Source organism: Streptomyces zhihengii, assembly GCF_016919245.1.
Lineage (GTDB): Bacteria > Actinomycetota > Actinomycetes > Streptomycetales > Streptomycetaceae > Streptomyces > Streptomyces zhihengii.
In genome coordinates this window covers 1,405,579-1,427,311 of record NZ_JAFEJA010000002.1, presented here as the reverse complement: position 1 = coordinate 1,427,311, position 21,733 = coordinate 1,405,579, and the positions used below count along the sequence as shown (strand labels likewise).

Here is a 21,733-nt window from a genome sequence, read left to right as displayed (position 1 = left end):
ATGCTGCCCCAGGAACTGATCACCCGCGCCCCGGCACAGACGCCCGCCGCGCCGTCCGTCGCCGCCCCCGCCCCCGTGCCCGCTCCGGCCGCGCCGCCCGTCCCGGAGCCCGAGGCCGAGCACGGCCCGGCCGCCGAGCGCACCGGCGAGCACCCGGAGTTCGGCGAGAGCGGGCTGCCGCGCCGGCGGCGCGGCCGCACCTCGCCGCCGCGGGGCACGAGGCCCCGGGAACCCCGGGGAAGGAGCGCCCCGCGGCCCCGCGCACCGGCGCGGCGGCGGGCGCCGCCAGCCGGTTCGGCAGCTTCCGCAAGGCGGTCCGCGCCACCGGCGCGACCGCCGCCGACGGCGGCACCGGTGACTCCCCCGCCCCGACGGGCCCGGCGGACGGCGACCGTCCGGCCGGCCCCGCCGCATCCTCCGCCCCGCACGGCGCCACGTCCGCTCCCCGGACGCCGTCGTCACCGAACACCCCGCATCCGGAAGGCAACCCCGAATGACCGGCACCACGACCGACGAGAAGCTGAGCTGGCTCCTGGAAGGCCTGCTGGAACGCACCCCGGGCACCCGTCACGCCCTGGTCCTGTCCCGCGACGGCCTCAAGCTCTGCCGCACCCCCGAGCTCTCCGTCGACCAGGCCGACCAGCTCGCCGCCATCGCCGCGGGCATCCAGAGCCTGTCGCACGGTGCCTCGGTCGAGTTCGGCGACGGCACGGGCGGGGTGCGCTCCGCGATGGCCGAGTTCTACGGCGGCATCCTGTTCATCGTGGAGGCCGGCGAGGGCGCCCACCTCGCGCTCGTCGCGGACGAGGACGCGGACGCCGGCCTCGTCGGGCACAACATGTCGGAGCTGGTCGAGCAGCTCGGCGAGCACCTCGTCGCCAGGCCCCGGGGATGAGCCGCCGCAGACCGGGCCGGGACGACACCCCGGACCGGCTCTACACCCTGACCGGCGGGCGCAGCCGGGCCGGGACCGACGCCTTCGACCTGGTGACGCTCGTCGTCGCCGAGAGCGACCCGGTCCCCGGCATGCAGTCCGAGCACGCCGCGATCCTGCGCATGTGCCGCTACCCCACCGCCGTGGTGGAGGTGGCGGCCGCGCTCTCGCTGCCGGTGTCGATCACCCGCATCCTGCTGACCGATCTGCAGGACACCGGCCGGATCAGCGCCCGCCACCCCCGCCCCACGTACCGCCTTCCCGATCACGACATCCTGGAGCAGGTGCTCGTTGGACTCCGTAACCTCTGAACAGCGCCAGACCCTGCACAGCACCGCCGACAACGGCCTGAAGATCGTGGTCGTCGGCGGCTTCGGTGTCGGCAAGACCACTCTGGTGCGCTCGGTCAGCGAGATCCGTCCGCTGAACACCGAGGAGACCATGACGCAGGCCGGCGAGGGCGTCGACGACACCGACGGGGTCGCCGCGAAGACGGCCACCACCGTCGCCTTCGACTTCGGCCGGATCTCGCTCGACGAGCGCAACGTCCTCTACCTGTTCGGCGCGCCGGGCCAGGAGCGGTTCTGGTTCCTGTGGGACCGGCTGTTCTCCGGCACGCTCGGGGCGGTCGTACTCGTCGACACCCGCCGGCTCGCCGACTCGTGGTACGCCATCGACCGGCTGGAGCACCACGGCACGCCGTTCGTCGTCGCCTGCAACGACTTCGGCGGCACCGCCCACACCCCCGCCCAGATCCGCGACGCCCTCGACCTCGCCGACGAGGTCCCGCTGGTGCTCTGCGACGCCCGGTCGCGCGAGTCCAGCAAGCAGGTCCTGATCTCGCTCGTCGAGCATCTGCGGACCGTCACCGCCGCGGAACCGAAGCCGATCCCGGAGCCCGCCCCGTGACCCGTCCCGAGACCTGCCCCGTCCCGCTGGGCGGCCCCCGTTTCCAGACCGACCCGGCCGGGCTGTACCGGCAGATCCGCGGGGAGCACGGCTCGGTCGCGCCCGTCGTCCTGGACGGCGACATCCCCGCCTGGTTGGTGCTCGGCTACCGCGAGCTCCACCAGGTCACCAGCGATCCGGTGCTGTTCTCCCGCGACTCCGAGCTGTGGAACCAGTGGGACCGCATCCCCGCCGACTGGCCGCTGCTGCCGATGATCGGCCGCAAGCAGCCGTCGATCCTCTACACCACCGGCGAACGGCACCGTGAGCGCGCCCGGGTGATCTCCGACGCGCTGGAGGCGATCGACCCGTTCGCCCTGAAGGAGCGGGCCGAGCGCTTCGCCGACGAACTCATCGACGCCATCTGCGCCAAGGGGTCCTGCGACATCATCGCCGAGTACGCGATGCTGCTGCCGGTGCGGGTGCTCGCCAGCGTCTACGGCTTCGCCGACGAGGAGGGGCCGGGCCTGGTGACGGCCATGAACGACATGATCAACGGCCAGGAGGGCGCCCTGGAGGGCCAGCGCCACCTCGGCACGTCGATGGGCGCGCTGCTGGCCGCGAAGAGCGCGGCGCCGGGCGACGACGTCGCCTCCCGGATGCTCGCCAACACCGCCGGGTTCACGGTCGAGGAGGTCGCCCAGGACCTCATGGTGATGATGGCCGCCGGCCACCAGCCGAGCGCCGACTGGATCGGGAACTCGCTGCGGCTGATGCTCACCGACGACCGGTTCGCCGCCTCCCTCTCCGGGGGCCGGCACAGCGTCGCCGAGGCGATGAACGAGGTGCTGTGGGAGGACACCCCCACGCAGAACGTCGCCGGCCGCTGGGCCTCGCGCGACACCCACCTCGGCGGACGTCTGATCGGCCGCGGCGACCTGGTGCTGCTGGGCCTGGCCGCCGCCAACTCCGACCCCCAGGTGCGCACCGACGCGGGGGCGCTGACCGGCGGCAACAACGCCCATCTCTCCTTCGGCCACGGCGAGCACCGCTGCCCGTTCCCCGCCCAGGAGGTCGCGGAGACCATCGCGCGGACGGGGATCGAGGTGCTGCTCGACCGGCTGCCGGACGTCGACCTCGCGGTCGACGAGCACGCGCTCACCCAGCGCCCCTCCCCCTGGCTGCGCGGCCTCACCGCGCTTCCCGTGACCTACACCCCGACCCCCGCCCTTGGAGCCACGCGATGACCTGCCCGCATGCCGGAACCGCTGCGCCCGCCACCGATGTGATCACCCTGGACCCGTTCGTCGGCGACCTCGACGGCGAGGGCGCGCGGCTGCGCGAGGCGGGCCCGCTCGCCCGCGTGGTGCTGCCCGGCGGGGTGCCCTGCTGGGCCGTCACCCACCACGCCGAGGCCCGGAAGCTGCTCACCGACTCCCGCCTGGTCAAGGACATCGAGGTGTGGGGCGCCTGGCAGCGCGGCGAGATACCGATGGACTGGCCGCTGATCGGGCTGGCCAACCCGGGCAAGTCGATGCTGACCGTCGACGGCGAGGAGCACCGGCGGCTGCGCACCCTGGTGGCGCAGGCGCTGACCGCGCGCCGGGTGGAGCGGCTGCGCGAAGGGATCCAGGCCCTGACCGACGGGATGCTGGACCGGCTCTCGGCGCTGCCGGCCGGTGAACGGGTCGACCTGAAGGCGGAGTTCGCGTACCCGCTGCCGATGAACGTGGTCAGCGAGCTGATGGGCGTCGACCCGGCCGACCACCCGCGGATGAAGGCGCTGTTCGACAAGTTCTTCTCGACGCAGACGCCGCCCGAGGAGGTGCCGCAGATGATGGCGGACCTGGGCGTCCTCTTCGCGGGGATCGTGGCGGGCAAGAAGGAGCGGCCCGGGGACGACCTGACCAGCGCGCTGATCGAGGCGTCCGAGGGCGGTGACAAGCTCAGCACGGAGGAGATCACCAACACCCTCCAGCTGATGGTCGCCGCGGGTCACGAGACGACCATCAGCCTGATCGTCAACGCGGTCGTCGCCCTGGAGACCCACCCCGAGCAGCGCGCTCTGGTGCTCTCCGGCGAGGTCTCCTGGGAGAACGTGATCGAGGAGACGCTGCGCTGGTCCACGCCGACCTCGCACGTGCTCATCCGCTTCGCCCGGGAGGACATCGAGGTCGGCGACCGGGTGCTGCCGCAGGGCGAGGCCCTGATCGTGTCGTTCGGCGCGATCGGCCGGGACGCTGAGCAGCACGGGCCGACGGCGGGCGAGTTCGACGTGACGCGTACGCCGAACCGGCACATCTCCTTCGGTCACGGCCCGCATGTCTGCCCCGGGGCGGCGCTCTCCCGTCTGGAGGCGTCGGTCGCGCTGCCCGCGCTCTACGCGCGATTCCCGGACCTGCGGCTCGCCGTCGCGCCCGGGGAGCTCCGCAACAAGCCGGTCGTGACGCAGAACGACCTGTTCGACCTCCCGGTCGTGCTGGCCTGATCTCCCGCCCCGGCCCCCGGGCGGGGGCCGGGCGGACGACGGCTAGCGGCGTGCGTGACGGACGGTCAGCCGGCCGAAGCCCAGGGTCCCGGTGATCCGGATCCGCGGTCCGGCGGGGCCGTCCGCACCGGTCCGCGCCCTGGCGCGGTAGCGGGTGTCCTTCATCGGGGCCACCACCGCGTCGAGTTCCACGACCGCGTCGCGCGGCACGACGATCCGCGCGCTGCCGGTGCCCAGTCGCAGCTCGATGTCGACCACCGGGTGTTCCAGGACGGCCCGTGACAGGTCCAAGCGCACCTTGGCGAAGGCGGAGGCGACGGTGAGGGTCCGCGGGACGCGCCAGCCCCTGCCGCGCCGGATGCGTCCCACGGCGGCGAGGACCGTGGCGGCGGAGTCCGGCTCCGCCGGGAGCGCGTCGAGCGCGGGGCCGAGGTCGCCGCGCGTCCGTGCGGTGAGGACGCGCTGGATGCGCTCCTCCAACTCCTCGTGGCTCAGGTGCCCTTGGCCGTAGGCGTCCCTCACGCGCCGCAGCGCGGCGTCGCGGTCGTCGTCGGCGACGGGTGTCAGCGGATCCTCCTGCGAAAGGGTCACGGCGTCACCCTACTGCCGGGGCCGCGCGGCGGGGAGCGGTGCCCGGCGCGGCCTCCGGTCAGCCCCAGGTGAGCGGGTCGAGGTCGAGGTAGAACCGCAGCCTGCCGGGGTCCGGGACCATGCCGTACCCCTCGGCGAACGCCGCGTCCGCGGCCTCGGCCTGCTCCTCGTCGGCCCAGGTCTCCCGCGCGTTGGCGAGCAGCAGCGCCACGTCGGCGTGCCGGTCGGCCCGCCCGAGGCGGCCCAGGTCGATGAAGCCCGTCACCTCCAGGGTGTGCGGGTCGACGAGGATGTTGGGCAGGCAGAGGTCCCCGTGGCAGACCACGGTGTCGGCGGGCTCCTGTGCGCGCCGCCGGGGCACCTGGGCGAGGACGCGCTCCAGCAACAGGCCCGCAGGCGTGTGCTGTTGCTCGTCGGGCAGGAACGCGGGATCCACCGCGCCGCGGGCGACCACGTCGCGGGCGGCGGCGACCATGATGTCGAGGCCCCTGTCGTACGGGCATTCGGCGGCGGGCAGCCGGTGGAGCCGGCGGACGGCGTCGGTGACGGATCCCCAGGCGGCCCGCAGGGCCTCCGGCGGCAGCCGGTCGGCGCCGGTACCTGGGACGGCGCTGCTCACCAGGCAGGCGCCTGCGTCGCCGGAGTACCAGTCGAGCACCCGGGGGCCCGGCACGCCCTGCCCCGACAGCCAGGTGATCCGGTCGCGTTCGGCGCGCAGGGCCTCCGTGTCCGCGGCCGGGACGCACTTGGCGTAGCGGGTGGCGTCCGCGCCGCGGAAGACGGCGGCTCCCGACTCTCCCCCGCCGACGGGCAGCCAGTCGCCGTCCGCGCCGGGGGGCGCGGGCGGCGCCTCGCGAGGTGCGTCCGGTGCGGTCCGGGGCTGGGCGGGGCGTTCGTCCTGCGGTTCCGGCGGGGGCGAGGAGGGCATGGCGCGAGTCTACGAGCCCGGTGGCGGGCGGGGCCGCGATCACGCCAGGGGCGCCTTCCCTGCCGCGCACGGGCAGGACCACGGGCCCGGCGGCCCCGGTCCGAACTCCCCCGCGCTGCCTACGCCCCGCCCCGGATCATCGACATCAGCAGCGCGTGGGTCTCCTCGTCGGCGGCGGCCACCAGCCCGCCGGCCGTCTCGCCGATCGGAGCCCCGTCGATCCCGGTGACGACGCAGCCGGCGGCCCGGCACAGCGCGATGCCGGCCGCGAAGTGCACGCTGTCCGAGAGGTCGCCCCCGTCGGTGACGTACGCGGCCCGTCTGCCGGCGGCGACCCAGGCCACGGCCAGGGTCGTCGACACCACCCGGGGCCGGAAGCGCGCGGCGAAGCCGGGGTGGGCGAGCAGTTCGACGGCCCGGAAGCCGGGGGCGTGCGGGAACGGCGGATCGAGGTTGACGTCCACCAGGCGGCTGGCGGACGAGGGCCTGAGCGGCTCCTCGCCGGCTCCTTCGCGCCGTACCCGGGCGGTCCTGCCGTCGGTGAGGTAGACCTCGCCGCCGAACGGGTCGGCCACCGCGGCCGCCCCGTCGCGCAGCGCCACGTTGACGGCCACCGCCATGGTGCTGACGGCGTAGTTCAGCGTGCCGCACAGCGGGTCCACCAGCCACTGGCGCGCGGCGCCCGCGGCGCCCTGCTGCCCGCCCTCCTCGCCGAGCACCGCGTCGCCGGGCCGCGCGGCCCGGATGACGTCGAGCACGGCCTTCTCGGCCGCCACGTCGGCGTCCGTGGCGAAGTCCCCGCCGCCCTTGTCGATACGGCCGAGCCGCCGTCCGTACATGCTCCGGACCACGTCCGCGCCGGCCAGCGCCCCGGCCGCCGCGACATCGGCGTCGTCGGCGGCAGCGTCGAAGGAGCTGTGTGTGTCGATCACGCCCGGCAGGCTACCGAAGCGGGTCGCCGCCGCCCAACCGCCCCCGCCCGGTGCCCTGTCGGTCACGGACCGGTGTCACCGGGACCGGGGCCCCACCGTGCGCCGCGCCCGGCAGTAGGCTTCGGTCCGCACTGGCGCGTCGGGGGCGGAGGACATGGAAGCGACTGGGACAGCGGACAGGTGGGGATCCACCCTCGATTCGGTCGTCGTCTACGCGCAGGGCGCGCTCTGCCGCCGCCTCGCCGCGGGACGCGTGCCGCAGGACGGCCGGATCCGGGTGACCGGACTGCCGCGCAGCCTCGACCCCGCCTCGCTGCGGGCCCACGTCACGGGCGCCGCCGGGGTACGGGTCACCGAGGCCCGGGTGGAGACCGAGGCGGAGCCCGCCGGCGCCGGCCCGCCCGACGGGCTGCGCGGCGAGGTCGAGCGGCTGCGCGACGCCCACGCGGCGGCCCTGGCCCGCCGGGACCGGCAGGCCGCGCTGATCGAGGAGGTCTCCGCGCTGCGCCCGGTCCCGCCGGTGCCCCGGCGGGGGGACCCGCCCCGCCGCACCCCCGTGGACGCGTGGCTGGAGCTCTCCGCCTTCACCGACGAGCGGCTCACCCGGCTGCACGCCCGCCTCGCCGAACTGGAGGACGCGCTGCGGGACGCCGGGCACGAACTGGCCGTCGCCGGGGACCGGCTCGCGCGGGCGTCGACGGACGCGCCCGCGGCGCATGTCGCGACCACCGTCTCGGCCGTCCTCACCCTGGACGGCGCCGAGGGGCGGCCCGAGGTCGGGATCGAGCTGGAGTACGGGGTACCGGGGGCCGTCTGGGTGCCCGCGTACCGCCTGACGCACCGTCAGGGCGAGGACGGCGGACGGCTGGTGCTGCGGGCATCAGTCGCCCAGCGCACCGGCGAGGACTGGACGGGCGTGCGTGTCGCGCTGGCCACCGCCGACCTGGGGCGCCGCACCGATCTACCCCGGCTGCGTTCCGTCCGCATCGGCCGCAGCCAGCCCGCTCCCGCGCCGTCCGGGTGGCGCGAGCCCCCGCCGGGCCTCGCGGGCCTGTTCACCGGCTACGACGCGGCGGGCCCCCGCCCCGCCGCCGCGCCCGTGGCGGTACCCACTTCGGCGGGCGCCCTGCCGCCGCCCCCGCCTCCCCGCCGCCGCCCGCCCCGCTGGGGTACGGCGCCGCTCCCGCCGGACTCCCGCAGCCGGGCGGCGTCTTCGGCGCGGCACCGGAGGCCTTCAAGAGCGCCCCGGCACCCGCACAGGCGGCGCCCTCCCCCCGTGCGCGGTCGGCCGCCGGCCGGCCGGGCGCGCCCGCCGCACCGGCCCCGCCGGGCGGTCCCGTGCCGTCGGCGCCCCCGCCGCCGTCCGCCCAGCCGCCCGCCGGCCCGCCGCGCCCGAGCGACGCCGAACTCGACTACGCCGCCCTCGTGCTGAGCGGCGCCGACGCCCCGTCCGGACGCCGGGGGCGGCTGTTCCCCGGCGCGTCGGGCGACGCGGTGGCCGCCGAACACCGGCGGCGCGCCGAGGCGGTGGCCTCGCTGCCGCTGCCCGCGCACGCCGTGCCTCCCCGGGTCTCGGCCGGCTCCTTCGACCACCGCTTCGACGCGGCCGCCCGCGCCGACATCCCCTCGGACGGCACCTGGCACACCGTCACCGTCGGTGAGATCGCGGTCGGACTGCGCACGGAGTACCTGTGCGTGCCGTCCGTGGAGCAGACCGTGTACGCGACGCTGGTGCTCTCCAACGCCACGGACCAGGCGCTGCTGGCCGGCCCGGTGGAGGTCACCGTGGACGACGAGTTCCTGCTGACGGCCGCCCTGCCGACGCTGCCGCCCGGCGGCGTCCGCCGGGTCGGGCTGGGCCGGGCCGAGGGCATCCGGGTCACCCGCCGCACGAGCCTGCACGAGTCGGCCGCGGGCCTGCGCAACACCACCACCGTGCTCGACCACCGCGTCCATGTGGAGCTGGCCAACCGGCTCCCCGGGCCCGTCACCGTCGAGATCCGCGAACGGGTGCCCGTCACCTCCGAGGCGGACGTCCGCATCCAGGAACGGGGCGACTGGGCCGCGCCCGGGCACGGCGCGGACTCCGAGCCCCCCGTCCCGGGCACCCGCGTCTGGCGGGCGGAGCTGCGCGCCGGGGGCACCGCCGTCTTCGACGGCGGCTACGAGATCCGCTTCCCGGCGGGCAAGTCCCTCGCCGGCGGCAACCGCAGGAGCTGACCACCATGTCCACGGATCCGCAGCCGATCCCCCTTCCCGTCACCGCCGTCACCTGCCTGGAGGACCGCGCGCAGGTCGAACGCACCGCCACGCTCGCCCTGGAGGCGGGTGTGCAGCGGCTGCGGCTCGGGCCCATCGGCGCCCTCGCTGTCGACCGCACCCTGCACGCCGAACTGACCGCGGGCCACGAGGCGACCGTGCTGGACGTGCGGATCGTGCGCGCCTGGACCCCGCGCCACCCGGTACCGTCCCCCGGCGACGACCCCGCCCTGCGCCTGCGCGAGCACGAACTCGACACGGAGCGGCGCACGCTGGAGCAGCTCCGCGACCGGCTGCGCGCCCGGCTGGACCTGCTCGGCCGTCTCGCCGCCGATGTGCTGCGCGACGCCGCCGAGGGCGCGGGGGCCGGTGAGGCGGACGCCGCCCGCTGGGCGGACGCCCTGGACCGGGTCGACGCCGAGCGCGACAGCCACGGCGAGCGGCTGCGCGCCACCGAGGCCCGGCTCACCGCCCTCGCCGCCGAACTCGGCGACGTGCGGCGGGCGATGGAGCAGTCCGTCCAGGAGCCCGCGGAGCTGCTCGGCCATGTCGAGCTGACCGTGGAGTCCGCGGCGGCGGGCCCGGCCGGGCTGCGGCTGACTCATCTGACCCCGTGCGCCCTGTGGCGCCCCGCCTACCGGGCGGTGCTGGACGGCGGTTCGCTGACGCTGGAGACCGACGCGATGGTGTGGCAGCGCACCGGCGAGGACTGGCACGACGTCCGGCTGACGCTGTCGACGGCCCGCTCGGCGCAGGCGGCCGAGCCGCCGCGGCTGACGGAGGACCGGCTGACCCTGCGGGACCGCTCGGCCGCCGAACGCCGCACGGTCGACGTGGAACTGCGCGAGGAGGAGATCGGGGATCTCGGGCCGGCGCCCGTCCAGGGCCTGCCCGGGGTGGACGACGGCGGCGAGACCCGCGTCCTCACCGCCCCCGCGCCGGTGTCCGTCCCCGGGGACGGGCGGGCCCACCGGGTGCCCGTCTCCTCGTTCATGGCGTCCGCGCGCAGCGAGTACGCCTGCGCGCCCGAACTGTCGCCGCTGGTCACCCAGGTGGTGCGGTCCGACAACCTGGCCGGCCACACCCTGCTCGCCGGTCCGGTGGACCTGATCCGCGGCAGCGGCTTCACCGGCCGCGGCACCCTGGAGTTCACCGCTCCCGGCGCGCCGCTGGAGCTGGCCTTCGGCAGCCGCGACGACCACCGGGTGGTCCGGCGGACGGAGGAGTTCCGCGATGTCACCGGCCTCGCCCAGCGGACCGTGATCTCGCGGACGGTCACCCTCCATCTGTCCCGGTTCTCGCCCCCGGGCGAGGAGGGCGACCGGCTGGTCGTCGTGCGGGAGCGGATCCCCGTCTCCGAGGTCTCGGCGGTGGAGGTACGCGTCCGCAAGGACGCCTGCTCCCCGGCGCCCGACGCCGTCGACGAGGAGGGCGTCGTCCGCTGGGAGGTCCTGCTGCCGCCGGGCGGCTCCCGCACGGTGACCCTGGCCTACGAACTCGTCGCGGGCTCCAAGGTCGCGGGGCTCTGAGCACGGGCGCGCGGGGCAGCGTCGGAGCACCCCGCGCCCCGGAGCCGTGCGCCTTGGCACCGCGCCCTGGCACCGGCCGCGCCGGGCCCGGGTCAGGGCCGGGGTTCGCCGGAGCGCCGGGCGAGGGTGTGCTGGGCGCGGGCCAGCAGCCGGCGGGGGGGCCGGGAGCGCAGGGCGGCCCGCGCGGCGTTCGCGCCAGGCGCGCCGTGCACGCCGCCGCCCGGGTGCGCGGAGGCGGACGCCAGGTAGAGCCCGGGTACGGGGGTCTCGGGGCGGCCGGTGCCGGGCAGCGGGCGGAAGAGGAGCTGCTGGTGCAGGGAGGCGGTGCCGCCGTTGATGGCGCCACCGTGGAGGTTGGCGTCGAGCGCCTGGAGCGTGGGCGGGGCGAGCACCCGGCGGGCCCGCACCCCGTCGCGGAACCCGGGCGCGCAGCGCTCGACCTGGGCCTCGACGCGGTCGGCCATGGCCTCCCGCTCGGCCTCGTCCCAGATGCCCCGGATACCGGCGGGCCCGGCGTCGCCGCGCACCTCGTGGGGCACATGGGTGTACGCCCAGGCCGATTCCGTGCCGGCGGGTGAGCGGGATGGGTCGGTGGTCGTCATCTGGCCGAGGACGAGGAAGGGCCTGGAGGGCACCTGGCCGCAGGCGAGCTGCGCGGCGAAGCGGGTCAGCCCGTCGACGCCGTCGGCCAGATGCACCGTCCCGGCCTCCGACGCCCCCGGCGAGGTCCACGGGACCGGGCGGTCGAGCGCCCAGTCGACCTTGAAGGTGGCGTAGTCCCACTGGAAGCGGTCCATGGCCGCCGACAGGCTCGGCGGCAGATGGTCCCGGTCCACCAGGCGTCCGTACAGGGCGGGCGCCGACACGTCCGCCAGCACCGCGCGGTTCGCCCTCACCTCCTCGCCGCCGGCGGTCCGCACGGCGACGGCCCGCCCGCCGCGCACCACCACGCCGGCCGCCTCCTGGCCGCAGCGGACGGCGCCGCCGCGCCGCCGGAGCCGGGAGACCAGCGCGTCGGTCAGGGCGCTCGCGCCGCCGACGGGCGCCGGGAAGCCCACGTGCTGGCCGAGCATGGACATCAGCCAGCCGTAGCCGCCGCTGCCGGCGGCCTCCGGGCCGAGGTCGGCGTGGAGCGCGTTCCCGGCGAGCAGCAGCCGGCCGCCCTCGCCGCGGAAGTGCTCCTCGCCGAGCCTGCGCACGGGCAGCAGCAGGGTGCGTGCGAGGCTCAGCCCGCCGGCTCCCCGCATCCGGGCGGCGAGGCGCCCGGCGGCACGTACGGGCGGGAACGGCGTGAACAGCGCCCGCACGATGTCGTCCCCGAGCCGCTGCCACACCTCGTACAGGCGTTCCCATGCCTCGCCGTCGCCCGCCGCGAAGGCGTCCAGGCCCTCGGCGGTGCGTTCCGGCGAAGCGTCCAGCACGGCGCAGCGCCCGTCGGGCAGATGGTGTGCCAGCACCCGCGGCGCGCGGGCCCAGCGCAGCCCCTCTCGGCCGAGGTCGAGCCCGGCGAGCACCGGGGAGGCGGCCGCCAGCGGGTAGAAGGCGCTGAACAGGTCGTGGACGTAGCCGGGCAGCACACCGCTGTCGCTGCGGACGGCCCCGCCGGGACGGTCCTGGGCCTCCAGGACCTCGACGCTCCAGCCCTCGTCGGCGAGCAGATTGGCGGCGACGAGCCCGTTGGGGCCGGCGCCGATCACCACGGCGTCGGGCATCAGCGCCGCTCCGGGGCGGTGGCGTCTTCCACGGTCCGCGCGAACCGGCGCAGCAGAACCCGGTGCCGCAGCTGCTGCACGGCGTCCAGGGCCGCATTGTGCACGGCGCCGCCCATACCGCGCAGCGGGTGCTCGTCGAAGATCACCAGGGTGTCGTCGCCCCAGGGGCGCAGTTCGAAGGCGATCCGGGCGGTGCCGAGGGGGCCGCTGTAGGCCTCCAGCTCCAGGCGGCGCGGCGGTTCGCTGACGCGCACCACCGTCCGGCCGTCCGCCTGCCACCGGCCGAGGCGGACGGTGTACGTGATGCGCGCCCCCTCCGCCGGCCACTCGCCGTCCCGCTCCGAGGACCCCGAGGTCCCCACCACCCAGGTGCCGAAGCGGTCGCCGTCCGCGAGGACGTCCCACACCTGCTGGGGTGTGCGCCGGACGAGTCGGTGTCGCACAGCCATGAGCCCTCCAGGGGTGCGGCCGGACAGGTGCGCTGCCGGACCCGTTCAGCGTAGACCGGCGCGCCCGTGCCGTCCTGCGGGCGGCCGGCGGCGGTGTGCGCCGGGTACCCGGTGACCCGCCGCGGGGCGGGCGGCGGTGTGCACCGGGCCGCGCCGGGTACCCGGCGACCCGCCGCAGGACGGGCGGCGGCACGGCGCCTGCCGGAGAATGCCCGGTGCGGCAGCGGCCCGCGCACGATCGCGCGGCGGCGGACACCCCGAGGACCGCGCGACGGTCCCGGCCGAAGGGACACCGGATGGACAACGGATTTCCGCACCGCCGCGTGGCGGTGGTCACCGGGGCGGCCCGGGGCATCGGCGCCGCGCTGTCGCGCGAGCTGGCCGCCCGCGGGCTGCGGGTCGCGCTGCTGGGCCGGGAGGTCGAGACGCTCCGGGCCGTCGCCGTCGAGCTGCCCTGGGACGCACGGTGCTTCGGGGTGGACGTCACGGACCTGGCGGCCATGGAGGCGACCGCGGCCCGGGTGGCGGACGAGATGGGGCCGGCGTCCGTGGTGGTGGCCAACGCGGGCATCGCGGCCACGGGCCCTTTCGCCGGGGGCGACCCCGCGCTGTGGGAGCGCGTGGTGGGCGTCAACCTGTTCGGCAGCGCCAACACCGCGCGCGCCTTCCTTCCCCAACTCGCCCGTACTCAGGGGTACTTCCTCCAGGTCGCCAGCACGGCGGCCTTCGGGGCAGCCCCCATGATGAGCGCGTACTGCGCCTCGAAGGCGGGCGCCGAGTCCTTCGCGCAGGCCCTGCGCGCCGAGGTCGCCGCCCAGGGGATCGGGGTCGGGATCGCGTATCTCCACTGGACGAGGACAGAGATGACCCGGGACATCGACGAGCATCCGGTGCTGGAGGCCCTGCGCGCCTCGCAGCCGCGCTTCGCCGCGCGGGTGCACACCGCGGAGGAGGTGGCCCGCCGGCTGCGGCGGGGCGTCGAGCGGCGGTCCACGAGCATCCACTGCCCGCCGTGGCTGCGGCTCGTCCAGCCGCTGCGTCCGGCGTTTCCGCCGCTCGTGGGACTGGTGGCCCGCAGGCATCTGAAGCGGCTCGACACCGGCGAGCTCGCCCGGGCCTCGGGGGTCCTGGGCGCGGGCGGCGAGGCGGACTGGGCGGCCCGCGGCCGAGGGCGATGACGTCCCCCGGGTGGAGGCACCCGCGGGGCGGCCCCGGCGCGGTGGGTGTGGACTCGCCGGGTGGGGGTAAGCGGGCCGGACACCGGCCGGACGGGCGGCGGTCGTGCGATCGCCGTCCGGCGGGGCCGCCGGTTCCGTGCCCAGCCCGCCCCATCCGGTCCGCGACCCGTTTGGAGAACCGCAGATGACAGCGACCCCCTGCTTCACGGCCCCCGGCATCCGGCGACGCGGCCGGGCGTGGGTGATCACCCTCGGGGACACCCCGCGCGGCCCGGCCCTCGACAGCGTGGTCCGCACCGTCGACGGCATCGCCGCGAAGGACGCCGCCCTGGTCGTCGACGCGGGCGCGGTGACCTCGGCCGACGACAGCCTGGTGGAGTGGCTCACGGACGTCGGCAGGCGCCTGCCTCTGTGCGTCGCAGCGCCCTCCCCGGCCGTGCGGACGCTGCTGCGCGGCTCCGGCGCGGGCCGCTCGGTGCCGTCGGCCTCGTGCATGGGCGAGGCGCTCGACACCGTCGGCATCTGACCGTCCCCGGGCGGTCGCGAGGCGCCCGCACAGGAGGTGAACCGGTGTGCAGACCTTTCTGCCGTACCCGGACTTCAGGGAGTCGGCGGCCGCGCTGGACGTCAAGCGTCTGGGCAAGCAGCGGGTGGAGGCGCTCCAGGTGCTCCGCGGCCTCACCGTGCCCGGATACGGCTGGCGCCGGCATCCGGCCGTGCGCATGTGGGCGGGATACGAGGAGGCGCTCGTCCGCTACGGGCTCGACATGTGCGAGGTGTGGACGGACGCCGGGCGCGCCGACACCTGCGCGCTGACCCTGGTGCACGACTTCCGGGGCTGGGCGCCCGAGGGGCTGTCCACCGTGCGGAGCCAGGACCGCCTCGCGGAGGCCGGGGACCTCCCGCCGTGGCTCGGCTCGGCGGACTTCCACCGCAGCCACCGGTCCGCGCTGGTCCGCAAGGACCCCGCGCACTACCGCGAGCGGTTCCCCGACGTGCCGGACGACCTGCCCTACGTGTGGCCGTCCTCCGACCGGGCCACCGAGCCCCCGGCCCGGGCGGGCTGAACGGGCCGGGGTCGTCGCTCGCGGCGGCGGGTCTCGCGACCGGGCTCAGCCCATGCCCGCCGCCGGGTCCCCCGTCATGTCCCCCATCGGGTCCTCCGCCTGGTCCCCCGTCATGTCCTGAGTCAGGTCCTCCGTCAGGGGTAGGCACTCGGCGAGCAGGTCGAGCACGTCGCGCCAGGCCCGCCGCGCGTGCCGTGGATGGTGACCGACGCCGGGGACCGTGGGGTGATCGACCGTCGGATGGTGGAAGGCGTGCAGGGCGCCGCCGTAGACCGTCAGACGCCAGTCGACGCCCGCGGCCTGCATCTCGGCCGTGAACGCGTCCCGTTGCGCGGGCGCCATGATCGGATCCTGTGACCCGACCCCTGCCCACACCGGGCAGCGAATGTTCCCCGCCTCGCCCGGCCGGCCCGTGGTGGTCGCGTTGACCGTCCCGATCGCGCGCAGATCGACGCCGTCGCGCCCGAGTTCCAGCGCGATCGCGCCCCCGGTGCCGTAGCCGACGGCGGCGATCCGGTCGGGGTCGGTCCGCGGTTCGGCGCGCAGCACGTCGAGCGCCGCACGGCCGATGCCCCGCATCCGGTCGGGGTCGTCGAGCAGGGGCAGGCACCGGGCCAGCATCTCCTCGGGGTCGCCCAGATAGCGCCCGCCGTGGAGGTCGAAGGCCAGCGCCACGTATCCCCGCTCGGCGAGGGCATCGGCCCGGCGGCGTTCGACGTCGCTGAGCCCCGTGCCCTCCGGTCCCAGCAGCACCGCGGGCCGGCGGTCGGCACCGGCCGGGAGCGCGAGGTGCCCGGTCATCGTCAGACCGTCGGCCGGGTACGCGACCGTGCGCGTCGTCACCGTCGTCCGTGCCGCCCGTGCCGCCCGTGCCGTCTGCGTCGCCCCGGTCGCCTGTGTCGTCCTCGTCGTCCTCGTCGTCATGGGAAGGGACCGTAGTGATCGTCGGGCCCCGTCCGGGCGGTGTTCCGCCGCCGGCAGAACCCGCCCCGGGCCCCGGACGACGCCCGGCATCCGCCGAGGACACCGAGCCGGGTGTCCGCCGCGCCTGCGGCGGACACGGCGGTGGCGTCAGGAGACCGCCGGGCGGCCGGGCGGGGTGAACGTGTACAGGTCGAGGATGTCCGGCAGCGGTGCGATGCCGGGGCCGCCGGCGCGGACCCAGGCGACGACGTCCTCCGTCGCCGCGGCGTCGTTGACCAGCCCGAGCCAGACCGGGCGCCCGCCGGCGGCCCTGCCCGCGGCGGAGGGCCGGACCACGATGACATTGGCCTGGTCGCACACGTCGAGGCAGTCGGAGACGCTCACCGGCCCGGCCTGGCGCAGGCGTGCGGTCTGGGCGGCGTGGTCGACGCCCCGCACCTTGGAGCTGCCGCAGCAGCAGTCGCGGCAGACGACGACGCGGCACGGCACGGGTCCGCCGCCCGTCCTGCGCGCGGGTTCGCCGGTCGTCGCTCCGGTGGGTGTGGCGGGCATGGCGCACCGTCCCTCTCTCCGGGGAGATCCGCCCCGGTGGTTCGTGGAGGAGGCGACCGCGTGAGTCTCCTGGCTCTCGGGTCCGTGCCCGTCCGCCGCCTTCCCGCCCGTGCGGGCAGGGGCTCGTCGGGACCGGCTCACCGATCACAGTGGCGGGACCGCGCCGGATTCACACCGGCTTCCTCGTCCGCCGTCGCCTTGTCGCCGGGCATCATCTCATCCGCGATCTTGAGCCGGAACGGAGGCCGGCGGACGTGGGCACAGGGGCCGACGCGCATGCGCCCGCGCGGTGTTCGCCCGCGCGGTGTTCGCCCGCGCGGTGTTCGGGTGCCGGCGCCGCTGTTCGCGTGTCGGCGGTTGTGTTCGCGTGTCGGCGGCGACGGCCCGGGGCGGAGGTGACTCAATTGAGGGCGCACCGCACCACCCCGCCGGCTCCGGACGGGTGCACCGGGCCTCCCGGCGGATCCGACCATGTGAGGAGCGCAGTCGCGATGCAGATCGACCTCGGCGGGAAGACGGCCCTGGTGACCGGGTCGACCCAGGGGATCGGGGCGGCGATCGCCGCCGGTCTGGCGGCGGCCGGCGCGCGTGTCGCCGTCAACGGACGCGATGCCGGACGGACTGGGGAGGCGGTCGAGCGGCTGCGCGGGCAGGTACCGGAGGGCGACTTCGTGGCCGCGCCGGGGGATCTGGCCACGGAGGAGGGGGCCGGGGACGTGCTGGGGCGGCTCCCCCGGGTCGATGTGCTCGTCAACAATCTCGGCGTCTTCGGGGCGCGGCCGGCGCTGGAGATCGACGACGCCGAGTGGCGGCGCTACTTCGACGTGAACGTGCTGTCGGCGGTCCGCCTCATCCGCTCCTGCCTGCCGGGGATGACGGACCGCGGCTGGGGCCGGGTGCTGAACATCGCCAGCGACTCGGCGGTGGTGACCCCGGCCGAGATGATCCACTACGGCGCGACCAAGACCGCCCTGCTGGCCGTCACCCGGGGCTTCGCCAAGGAGGCGGCGGGCACGGGCGTGACGGTCAACTCGGTGATCGCGGGCCCCACGCACACCGGAGGGGTCGAGGACTTCGTCCGCGAACTCGTCGGCCCGGACCTCCCCTGGGACGAGGCGCAGCGGGTCTTCATGAGGGAGCACCGGCCGCAGTCGCTGATCCAGCGGCTGATCGAGCCCGAGGAGATCGCGCACCTGGTCGTCTACCTCGCCTCCGGTTTCGCCTCGGCGACGACGGGCGGCGCGCTGCGGGTCGACGGGGGCTACGTCGACTCGATCCTGCCGTGACACCGCTCGGAAACGGTGTGTTTCCCCGCCGGGAGCACGGGCAGGCGAGTGCGTGAGCAACGACGCAGCGAGGAAAGGACCGACATGAGCGCCGGAGAGAAGGCCAAGGCCAAGACCGAGCAGGTTGTCGGGAAGGCCGTGCGCAAGGCCGCCCACGCGATGCACAACGAGACCACCGCGGCGAAGGGTGCGGCCCTGGAGACCCGGGGCAAGGCCCGGGAGGCCAAGGAGAAGACCAAGGGCGGCTTCGGCCACTGACCGCGGCCGCGTACCGCGAGGGGCCACGGGGCCCGGTGTCCATGGGACGGACGCCGGGCCCCGTTCCGCGTCCCGGCGCGGTGCCGGGGCCCTTCCGGCGGCGGGGGCCTCGTACCGCGGACCGAGCCGCCGCACGAACCGCGGAACGAACCGCCTGCCGCACCGCCGCCTGACCGCCGACCGCACCGCGGACCGCACCGCGAACGGATCATCGGCGGTTCCGCCGGATGATCCGCCGTCAGCTTCCCGTGGTGCCGGAGCGCCGCTCGTGGCGGGCGCGGGCGAGGCGGTGGGCGGTGGTCAGCAGCTCCCTGGCGGCCGTCCGCGTGCGGGGGCCCGGGTTCGCCACCGCCAGCCAGCCGGCGGCGCCGTAGACGGGGTGGGCGGTCACGGTGTCGTCGTCGGTGCCCGCTCCGGCGGGGGCCGGGTCGCGGGGCGCGCGGCCGGTCCACCGGGTGAACTCCTCCTTCCCCGCGGCGACGTTCACCCGGTAGGCGCCGGGACGGTCGAGGTGCGACGTCGTGTCGCCGGGGAGGTCCTTGGTCACGATGGTCGCGAACGGCTGGGCGGTCGCGGGGACGGCGCCGTCGGGGGCGTAGTAGAAGTACGTGTCCCCCTGGGCGGCGTCCGGCGAACCGTCCCCGGGGACCGGGCGGATGGTCAGCACGCCGTCCATGCCGCTCGTGAAGGTGATGATCTCGTCCTGGGTCATGTGCTCCAGCGTTCCATTCAGGTGCTTGTGGAGACTTGGGGGCGGCCGGGAGCCGGTGGGCGAAGGGATTCGGGATGACAGGTCTCCACTCGGCGCGTCTGCGGACCGTCGACGTCGCGCGGCGGACGGGGTACTCGGTGCAGCAGGTGCGCAACCTCGAACGCGACGGTGTGCTCCCGCCCGCGGCGCGCACGGCGTCGGGGCACCGGGTCCACGGGGAGCGGCATGTGCGGTCCGCGCTGGCCTACCGGGCGTTCGCGGCGGGCGCCGGTCCGGTCGAGGCGAAACGGATCGTGCGGGCCGCGCACCGGTTCCCCGGGTCGCCGGAGGTGTTCGCCCTGCTGGACGCGGCGCACGCGCGGCTGGACGCGGAACGTGCCGGGCTGCGCCGCGCGCGGGAGGCCGCCGGGCTGATCTCGGGTGAGCCGATCGGGGCGGTGCGGGTGTCGGACGCGATGGGTGTCTCCGAGCTCGCCGGGGCCCTCGGGGTGCGCCCGTCGACGCTGCGGCACTGGGACGCGGAGGGGCTCGCCGTACCCGACCGCGACCCGGTCCGGGGGACGCGGCGGTACTCGCCGGCCCAGGTGCGGGACGCGCGCGTCGTCCATCAACTGCGCGGGGCCGGGTACCGGATCGGCCCGCTCCGGGCCCTGATGCCGGAGCTGCGGCGGGGTCGCCGGTGGACGGAGGTGGCGGCGGCGCTGGACAGCCGGGAGACCGCGCTCACGGCCCGCTCCCGGGCTCTGCTCGACGGGGCCGCCGCCCTCGGCGCGCTGCTCGACGAGGACGCCCCGCGCGGCGCCTGACGCCGGGCGCGCGTACCTCGACGTCGACCTCCGGTCGAGGGCAATCACTCAACATTCCCCTGCATCGATTTGCCTTTGACACGCAATTTTTCGACAGAACTCTTGTGGGCGGATCACCGCGGGCCCTACTGTCCCCACGCCGCCCCCTGCCGTGCGCGGGGGCGCGCGCTCCCTCTACCGCCCGACAGAAGTGAGTCCCGGATGTATGCGAGCCGTGCCGGACATGGCGCACGAAGCGGCCGAAGAGCCGCCCTGGTGACCACCGTCCTCGCCCTGTTCCTGACCGCGACGCCCGACGCCGCGGCGGCGGGCCGTCCGTCCGGTCCCGCGGACCCCGGTGCTCCCGTGGTCACCCGGGCCGCCGTCGACCCCGCGCTCGTCGCGGGGCGGGGCGCCACCGTGGCCTTCGACGAGCAGGAGGCGGAGAACGCCCGCGGCAACGGCACGGTCATCGGCCCGGACCGGACGCCCTACACCCTGGCCTCCGAGGCCTCCGGGCGCTCGGCCGTGAGGCTGACACCCGGCCAGTACGTCGAGTTCACACTGCCCCGCGACGCCAACGCCGTCACCGTGCGCTACAGCATCCCGGACGCCCCCGAAGGAGGCGGGATCACCGCTCCCCTCGACGTCACCGTCGACGGGCAGCATCGCAGGACGATGACGCTGACCTCCCAGTACGCCTGGCTGTACAACCAGTACCCGTTCACCAACGACCCCCGGGCGGACCTGCTCCACCCCGACTGGTGGATCGCCGAGTGCTCCTGCGTCCCCGCGGAGACCACGCCGGCGCCGGAGATCGGCAAGCCCTTCCGGCCCACCCACTTCTACGACGAGCAGCGGCTCCACCTGGGACGCACCCACCGGGCCGGGGAGCGCGTCCGGCTGACCGTGCCCGCCGGCAGCCGCGCCGCCTGGACGGTGATCGACCTCCTCGACAGCGAACTGGTTGCGAAGCCGCACGTCGAGCGGGGCGGCCTGGACGTGCGGCTGTTCGGTGCCGACCCCACCGGACGGCGCGACGCCGCACCCGCCATCGAGCGGGCCGTCGCCCTGGCCCGCCGGCTCGACCGGCCGGTCTACCTGCCGCCGGGCACCTTCCGCGTCGACCGGCACATCGTGGTCGACGACGTCACCATCGTCGGGGCCGGCAACTGGCACACCGTCCTCAAGGGCCGCGCCACGGCCCTCGGCACACCCGCCCCCGACGGTTCCCGGACCACCGGGGTCGGGCTGTACGGGAAGAGCGCGGCGGACGGCGGCAGCCGGGGCGTCCACCTCCGGGGCTTCGCGATCGAGGGCGACGTGCGAGAGCGGGTCGACACCGACCAGGTGAACGCGATCGGCGGGGCGATGAGCGACTCCACGATCGACGGGCTGTACCTGCACCACACCAAGGTGGGCCTGTGGTTCGACGGCCCGATGTCGAACGTGAAGGTCACGAACAACGTCGTCGTCGACCAGATCGCCGACGCCCTCAACTTCCACACGGGTGTCACCGACTCGCTCGTCCACAACAACTTCGTCCGCAACACCGGGGACGACGGGCTCGCCATGTGGTCCGACACGACGGCCGACGCGCGCAACACCTTCTCCCGCAACACCGTCCAGTCGCCGACGCTGGCCAACGGCATCGCCGTCTACGGCGGCGCCGACAACACCGTCAGCGGCAATCTCGTCGCCGACCCCGTCCGCGAGGGCAGCGCGCTGCACGCCGGTTCCCGCTTCGGCGCCGAACCCTTCACCGGCACCCTCCGCTTCACCGGCAACACGACCGTCCGCGCCGGAACCCTCGACCTCAACTGGAGGATCGGACTCGGCGCGATCTGGTTCTACGCACTCGACCGGAGCATCGACGCCGACATCAGGGTGACCGGCGACCACTACCTCGACAGCACCCACAACGCGATCATGATGGTGAGCGAGTACGGGGTGAAGGACCGGTACGACATCCCCTCGGTCCATTTCAAGGACATCCGCGTCGACGGCACCGGAAACTCCGTGCTCAGCGCCCGCACCCGGGGATCCGCCACCTTCGAGAACGTGGACGCCCGCAACGTCGGCGCCGTGGGCGTCAACAACTGCGGCTCGTTCAACTTCCCGGCCACGGGATCGGAGTTCTCCCTCACCGACCGGGGCGGCAACGACGGCGGCTGGCTCGCGGGGTGGCTGCTGCCCAACACCATCACCTGCGACGACCGGCCGCCGGTCGTCCTGCCGCCGCCGCCCTCGACCTGGTGAGG

At 75.7% G+C, this 21,733-nt stretch carries 21 protein-coding genes, 1 pseudogene and 1 riboswitch; of the genes and pseudogenes, 14 read left to right on the top strand and 8 right to left on the bottom strand.

Going from position 1 to position 21,733, the window contains the following annotated elements:
* Nucleotides 1-493 precede the first annotated feature (493 nt).
* Genes JE024_RS33705 through JE024_RS33685 form a run of 5 tightly spaced genes read left to right on the top strand, consistent with a single transcriptional unit; the run spans nucleotide 494 to nucleotide 4,310 of the window.
* The gene (locus tag JE024_RS33705; protein WP_030212242.1) at nucleotides 494-895 is read left to right on the top strand and encodes a roadblock/LC7 domain-containing protein; all 402 of its coding nucleotides are present in this window, start codon (nucleotides 494-496) and stop codon (nucleotides 893-895) included.
* Nucleotides 892-1,245, top strand: coding sequence for a DUF742 domain-containing protein (locus JE024_RS33700; protein ID WP_205378497.1), 354 nt, complete (start codon nucleotides 892-894; stop codon nucleotides 1,243-1,245). Before JE024_RS33705 ends, JE024_RS33700 begins: the two co-directional genes overlap by 4 nt.
* The gene (locus tag JE024_RS33695; RefSeq protein WP_205377668.1) at nucleotides 1,226-1,843 is read left to right on the top strand and encodes a GTP-binding protein; all 618 of its coding nucleotides are present in this window, start codon (nucleotides 1,226-1,228) and stop codon (nucleotides 1,841-1,843) included. The genes JE024_RS33700 and JE024_RS33695 overlap by 20 nt, the downstream gene beginning before the upstream one ends.
* The gene (locus JE024_RS33690; protein ID WP_205377667.1) at nucleotides 1,840-3,069 is read left to right on the top strand and encodes a cytochrome P450; all 1,230 of its coding nucleotides are present in this window, start codon (nucleotides 1,840-1,842) and stop codon (nucleotides 3,067-3,069) included. Before JE024_RS33695 ends, JE024_RS33690 begins: the two co-directional genes overlap by 4 nt.
* On the top strand, nucleotides 3,066-4,310 hold the full coding sequence (locus JE024_RS33685) for a cytochrome P450 family protein (RefSeq protein ID WP_205377666.1): 1,245 nt from the start codon (nucleotides 3,066-3,068) through the stop codon (nucleotides 4,308-4,310). Before JE024_RS33690 ends, JE024_RS33685 begins: the two co-directional genes overlap by 4 nt.
* Nucleotides 4,311-4,352: 42 nt before the next feature.
* Here JE024_RS33685 and JE024_RS33680 read toward each other — a convergent pair whose 3' ends face one another.
* From JE024_RS33680 to JE024_RS33670, 3 genes are all read right to left on the bottom strand, one after another.
* A complete protein-coding gene (locus tag JE024_RS33680; protein ID WP_205377665.1) occupies nucleotides 4,353-4,901 on the bottom strand; it encodes a DUF1707 SHOCT-like domain-containing protein in 549 nt (182 codons plus the stop codon).
* 58 nt (nucleotides 4,902-4,959) lie between these two features.
* Nucleotides 4,960-5,829, bottom strand: a complete 870-nt coding sequence (locus JE024_RS33675) for an APH(3'') family aminoglycoside O-phosphotransferase (protein WP_205377664.1) — start codon at nucleotides 5,827-5,829, stop codon at nucleotides 4,960-4,962.
* Between the two features lie 119 nt (nucleotides 5,830-5,948).
* Entirely contained in the window at nucleotides 5,949-6,770 is an 822-nt protein-coding gene (locus JE024_RS33670; RefSeq protein ID WP_372449909.1) for an inositol monophosphatase family protein, read from the bottom strand.
* A gap of 145 nt (nucleotides 6,771-6,915) precedes the next feature.
* Here JE024_RS33670 and JE024_RS42410 point away from each other — a divergent pair.
* Nucleotides 6,916-8,981, top strand: a pseudogene (locus JE024_RS42410) (DUF4139 domain-containing protein).
* A gap of 5 nt (nucleotides 8,982-8,986) precedes the next feature.
* Nucleotides 8,987-10,549 carry a mucoidy inhibitor MuiA family protein gene (locus tag JE024_RS33660; RefSeq protein ID WP_205377662.1) on the top strand — a complete coding sequence of 521 codons (1,563 nt, stop codon included), beginning with the start codon at nucleotides 8,987-8,989 and terminating at the stop codon, nucleotides 10,547-10,549.
* Between the two features lie 92 nt (nucleotides 10,550-10,641).
* Here the strand turns inward: JE024_RS33660 and JE024_RS33655 are convergent, their stop codons facing one another.
* Nucleotides 10,642-12,261, bottom strand: coding sequence for a phytoene desaturase family protein (locus tag JE024_RS33655; RefSeq protein ID WP_205377661.1), 1,620 nt, complete (start codon nucleotides 12,259-12,261; stop codon nucleotides 10,642-10,644).
* Nucleotides 12,261-12,710, bottom strand: a complete 450-nt coding sequence (locus tag JE024_RS33650) for an SRPBCC family protein (RefSeq protein WP_205377660.1) — start codon at nucleotides 12,708-12,710, stop codon at nucleotides 12,261-12,263. The genes JE024_RS33655 and JE024_RS33650 overlap by 1 nt, the downstream gene beginning before the upstream one ends.
* Nucleotides 12,711-13,006: 296 nt before the next feature.
* On the opposite strand from JE024_RS33650, the gene JE024_RS33645 reads away from it, so the two are divergent.
* The 3 genes from JE024_RS33645 (at nucleotide 13,007) to JE024_RS33635 (ending at nucleotide 14,955) form a co-directional block, all read left to right on the top strand.
* The gene (locus JE024_RS33645) at nucleotides 13,007-13,888 is read left to right on the top strand and encodes an SDR family oxidoreductase (protein ID WP_205377659.1); all 882 of its coding nucleotides are present in this window, start codon (nucleotides 13,007-13,009) and stop codon (nucleotides 13,886-13,888) included.
* A gap of 184 nt (nucleotides 13,889-14,072) precedes the next feature.
* Nucleotides 14,073-14,414, top strand: a complete 342-nt coding sequence (locus tag JE024_RS33640) for a hypothetical protein (RefSeq protein WP_205377658.1) — start codon at nucleotides 14,073-14,075, stop codon at nucleotides 14,412-14,414.
* A gap of 46 nt (nucleotides 14,415-14,460) precedes the next feature.
* Nucleotides 14,461-14,955: an MSMEG_6728 family protein gene (locus JE024_RS33635; RefSeq protein ID WP_205377657.1), complete on the top strand. Its 495-nt coding sequence runs from the start codon at nucleotides 14,461-14,463 to the stop codon at nucleotides 14,953-14,955.
* A 45-nt stretch (nucleotides 14,956-15,000) separates the two neighbouring features.
* On the opposite strand, the gene JE024_RS33630 is transcribed toward JE024_RS33635, so the two are convergent.
* Together JE024_RS33630 and JE024_RS33625 are read right to left on the bottom strand one after the other, a co-directional pair.
* Nucleotides 15,001-15,756 carry a dienelactone hydrolase family protein gene (locus tag JE024_RS33630; RefSeq protein ID WP_244883616.1) on the bottom strand — a complete coding sequence of 252 codons (756 nt, stop codon included), beginning with the start codon at nucleotides 15,754-15,756 and terminating at the stop codon, nucleotides 15,001-15,003.
* A gap of 270 nt (nucleotides 15,757-16,026) precedes the next feature.
* Nucleotides 16,027-16,431, bottom strand: a complete 405-nt coding sequence (locus JE024_RS33625) for a (2Fe-2S) ferredoxin domain-containing protein (RefSeq protein ID WP_205377656.1) — start codon at nucleotides 16,429-16,431, stop codon at nucleotides 16,027-16,029.
* Nucleotides 16,432-16,473: 42 nt separating this feature from the next.
* Nucleotides 16,474-16,660, bottom strand: a riboswitch (cobalamin riboswitch).
* 262 nt (nucleotides 16,661-16,922) lie between these two features.
* Between JE024_RS33625 and JE024_RS33620 the strand changes: the two genes are divergently transcribed.
* The gene (locus JE024_RS33620) at nucleotides 16,923-17,717 is read left to right on the top strand and encodes an SDR family NAD(P)-dependent oxidoreductase (RefSeq protein ID WP_205377655.1); all 795 of its coding nucleotides are present in this window, start codon (nucleotides 16,923-16,925) and stop codon (nucleotides 17,715-17,717) included.
* A gap of 84 nt (nucleotides 17,718-17,801) precedes the next feature.
* Complete coding sequence (locus JE024_RS33615) at nucleotides 17,802-17,975, top strand: hypothetical protein (protein WP_205377654.1); 174 nt, start codon at nucleotides 17,802-17,804, stop codon at nucleotides 17,973-17,975.
* A gap of 238 nt (nucleotides 17,976-18,213) precedes the next feature.
* Here the strand turns inward: JE024_RS33615 and JE024_RS33610 are convergent, their stop codons facing one another.
* A complete protein-coding gene (locus tag JE024_RS33610; RefSeq protein ID WP_205377653.1) occupies nucleotides 18,214-18,687 on the bottom strand; it encodes a DUF6194 family protein in 474 nt (157 codons plus the stop codon).
* Nucleotides 18,688-18,761: 74 nt separating this feature from the next.
* On the opposite strand from JE024_RS33610, the gene JE024_RS33605 reads away from it, so the two are divergent.
* Together JE024_RS33605 and JE024_RS33600 are read left to right on the top strand one after the other, a co-directional pair.
* A complete protein-coding gene (locus JE024_RS33605; RefSeq protein ID WP_205377652.1) occupies nucleotides 18,762-19,493 on the top strand; it encodes a MerR family transcriptional regulator in 732 nt (243 codons plus the stop codon).
* Between the two features lie 201 nt (nucleotides 19,494-19,694).
* Complete coding sequence (locus JE024_RS33600) at nucleotides 19,695-21,731, top strand: glycosyl hydrolase family 28-related protein (RefSeq protein ID WP_205377651.1); 2,037 nt, start codon at nucleotides 19,695-19,697, stop codon at nucleotides 21,729-21,731.
* The last annotated feature ends 2 nt before the right edge of the window (nucleotides 21,732-21,733 follow it).

Coding starts and splice junctions, on each gene's coding strand:
- JE024_RS33625 (WP_205377656.1), bottom strand. CDS start 16,431: ATGCCCGCCACACCCACCGGAGCGACGACCGGCGAACCCGCGCGCAGG.
- JE024_RS33650 (WP_205377660.1), bottom strand. CDS start 12,710: ATGGCTGTGCGACACCGACTCGTCCGGCGCACACCCCAGCAGGTGTGG.
- JE024_RS33615 (WP_205377654.1), top strand. CDS start 17,802: ATGAGCGCCGGAGAGAAGGCCAAGGCCAAGACCGAGCAGGTTGTCGGG.
- JE024_RS33640 (WP_205377658.1), top strand. CDS start 14,073: ATGACAGCGACCCCCTGCTTCACGGCCCCCGGCATCCGGCGACGCGGC.
- JE024_RS33605 (WP_205377652.1), top strand. CDS start 18,762: ATGACAGGTCTCCACTCGGCGCGTCTGCGGACCGTCGACGTCGCGCGG.
- JE024_RS33685 (WP_205377666.1), top strand. CDS start 3,066: ATGACCTGCCCGCATGCCGGAACCGCTGCGCCCGCCACCGATGTGATC.
- JE024_RS33610 (WP_205377653.1), bottom strand. CDS start 18,687: ATGACCCAGGACGAGATCATCACCTTCACGAGCGGCATGGACGGCGTG.
- JE024_RS33700 (WP_205378497.1), top strand. CDS start 892: ATGAGCCGCCGCAGACCGGGCCGGGACGACACCCCGGACCGGCTCTAC.
- JE024_RS33655 (WP_205377661.1), bottom strand. CDS start 12,261: ATGCCCGACGCCGTGGTGATCGGCGCCGGCCCCAACGGGCTCGTCGCC.
- JE024_RS33675 (WP_205377664.1), bottom strand. CDS start 5,829: ATGCCCTCCTCGCCCCCGCCGGAACCGCAGGACGAACGCCCCGCCCAG.
- JE024_RS33620 (WP_205377655.1), top strand. CDS start 16,923: ATGCAGATCGACCTCGGCGGGAAGACGGCCCTGGTGACCGGGTCGACC.
- JE024_RS33630 (WP_244883616.1), bottom strand. CDS start 15,756: ATGACCGGGCACCTCGCGCTCCCGGCCGGTGCCGACCGCCGGCCCGCG.
- JE024_RS33705 (WP_030212242.1), top strand. CDS start 494: ATGACCGGCACCACGACCGACGAGAAGCTGAGCTGGCTCCTGGAAGGC.
- JE024_RS33600 (WP_205377651.1), top strand. CDS start 19,695: ATGTATGCGAGCCGTGCCGGACATGGCGCACGAAGCGGCCGAAGAGCC.
- JE024_RS33660 (WP_205377662.1), top strand. CDS start 8,987: ATGTCCACGGATCCGCAGCCGATCCCCCTTCCCGTCACCGCCGTCACC.
- JE024_RS33645 (WP_205377659.1), top strand. CDS start 13,007: ATGGACAACGGATTTCCGCACCGCCGCGTGGCGGTGGTCACCGGGGCG.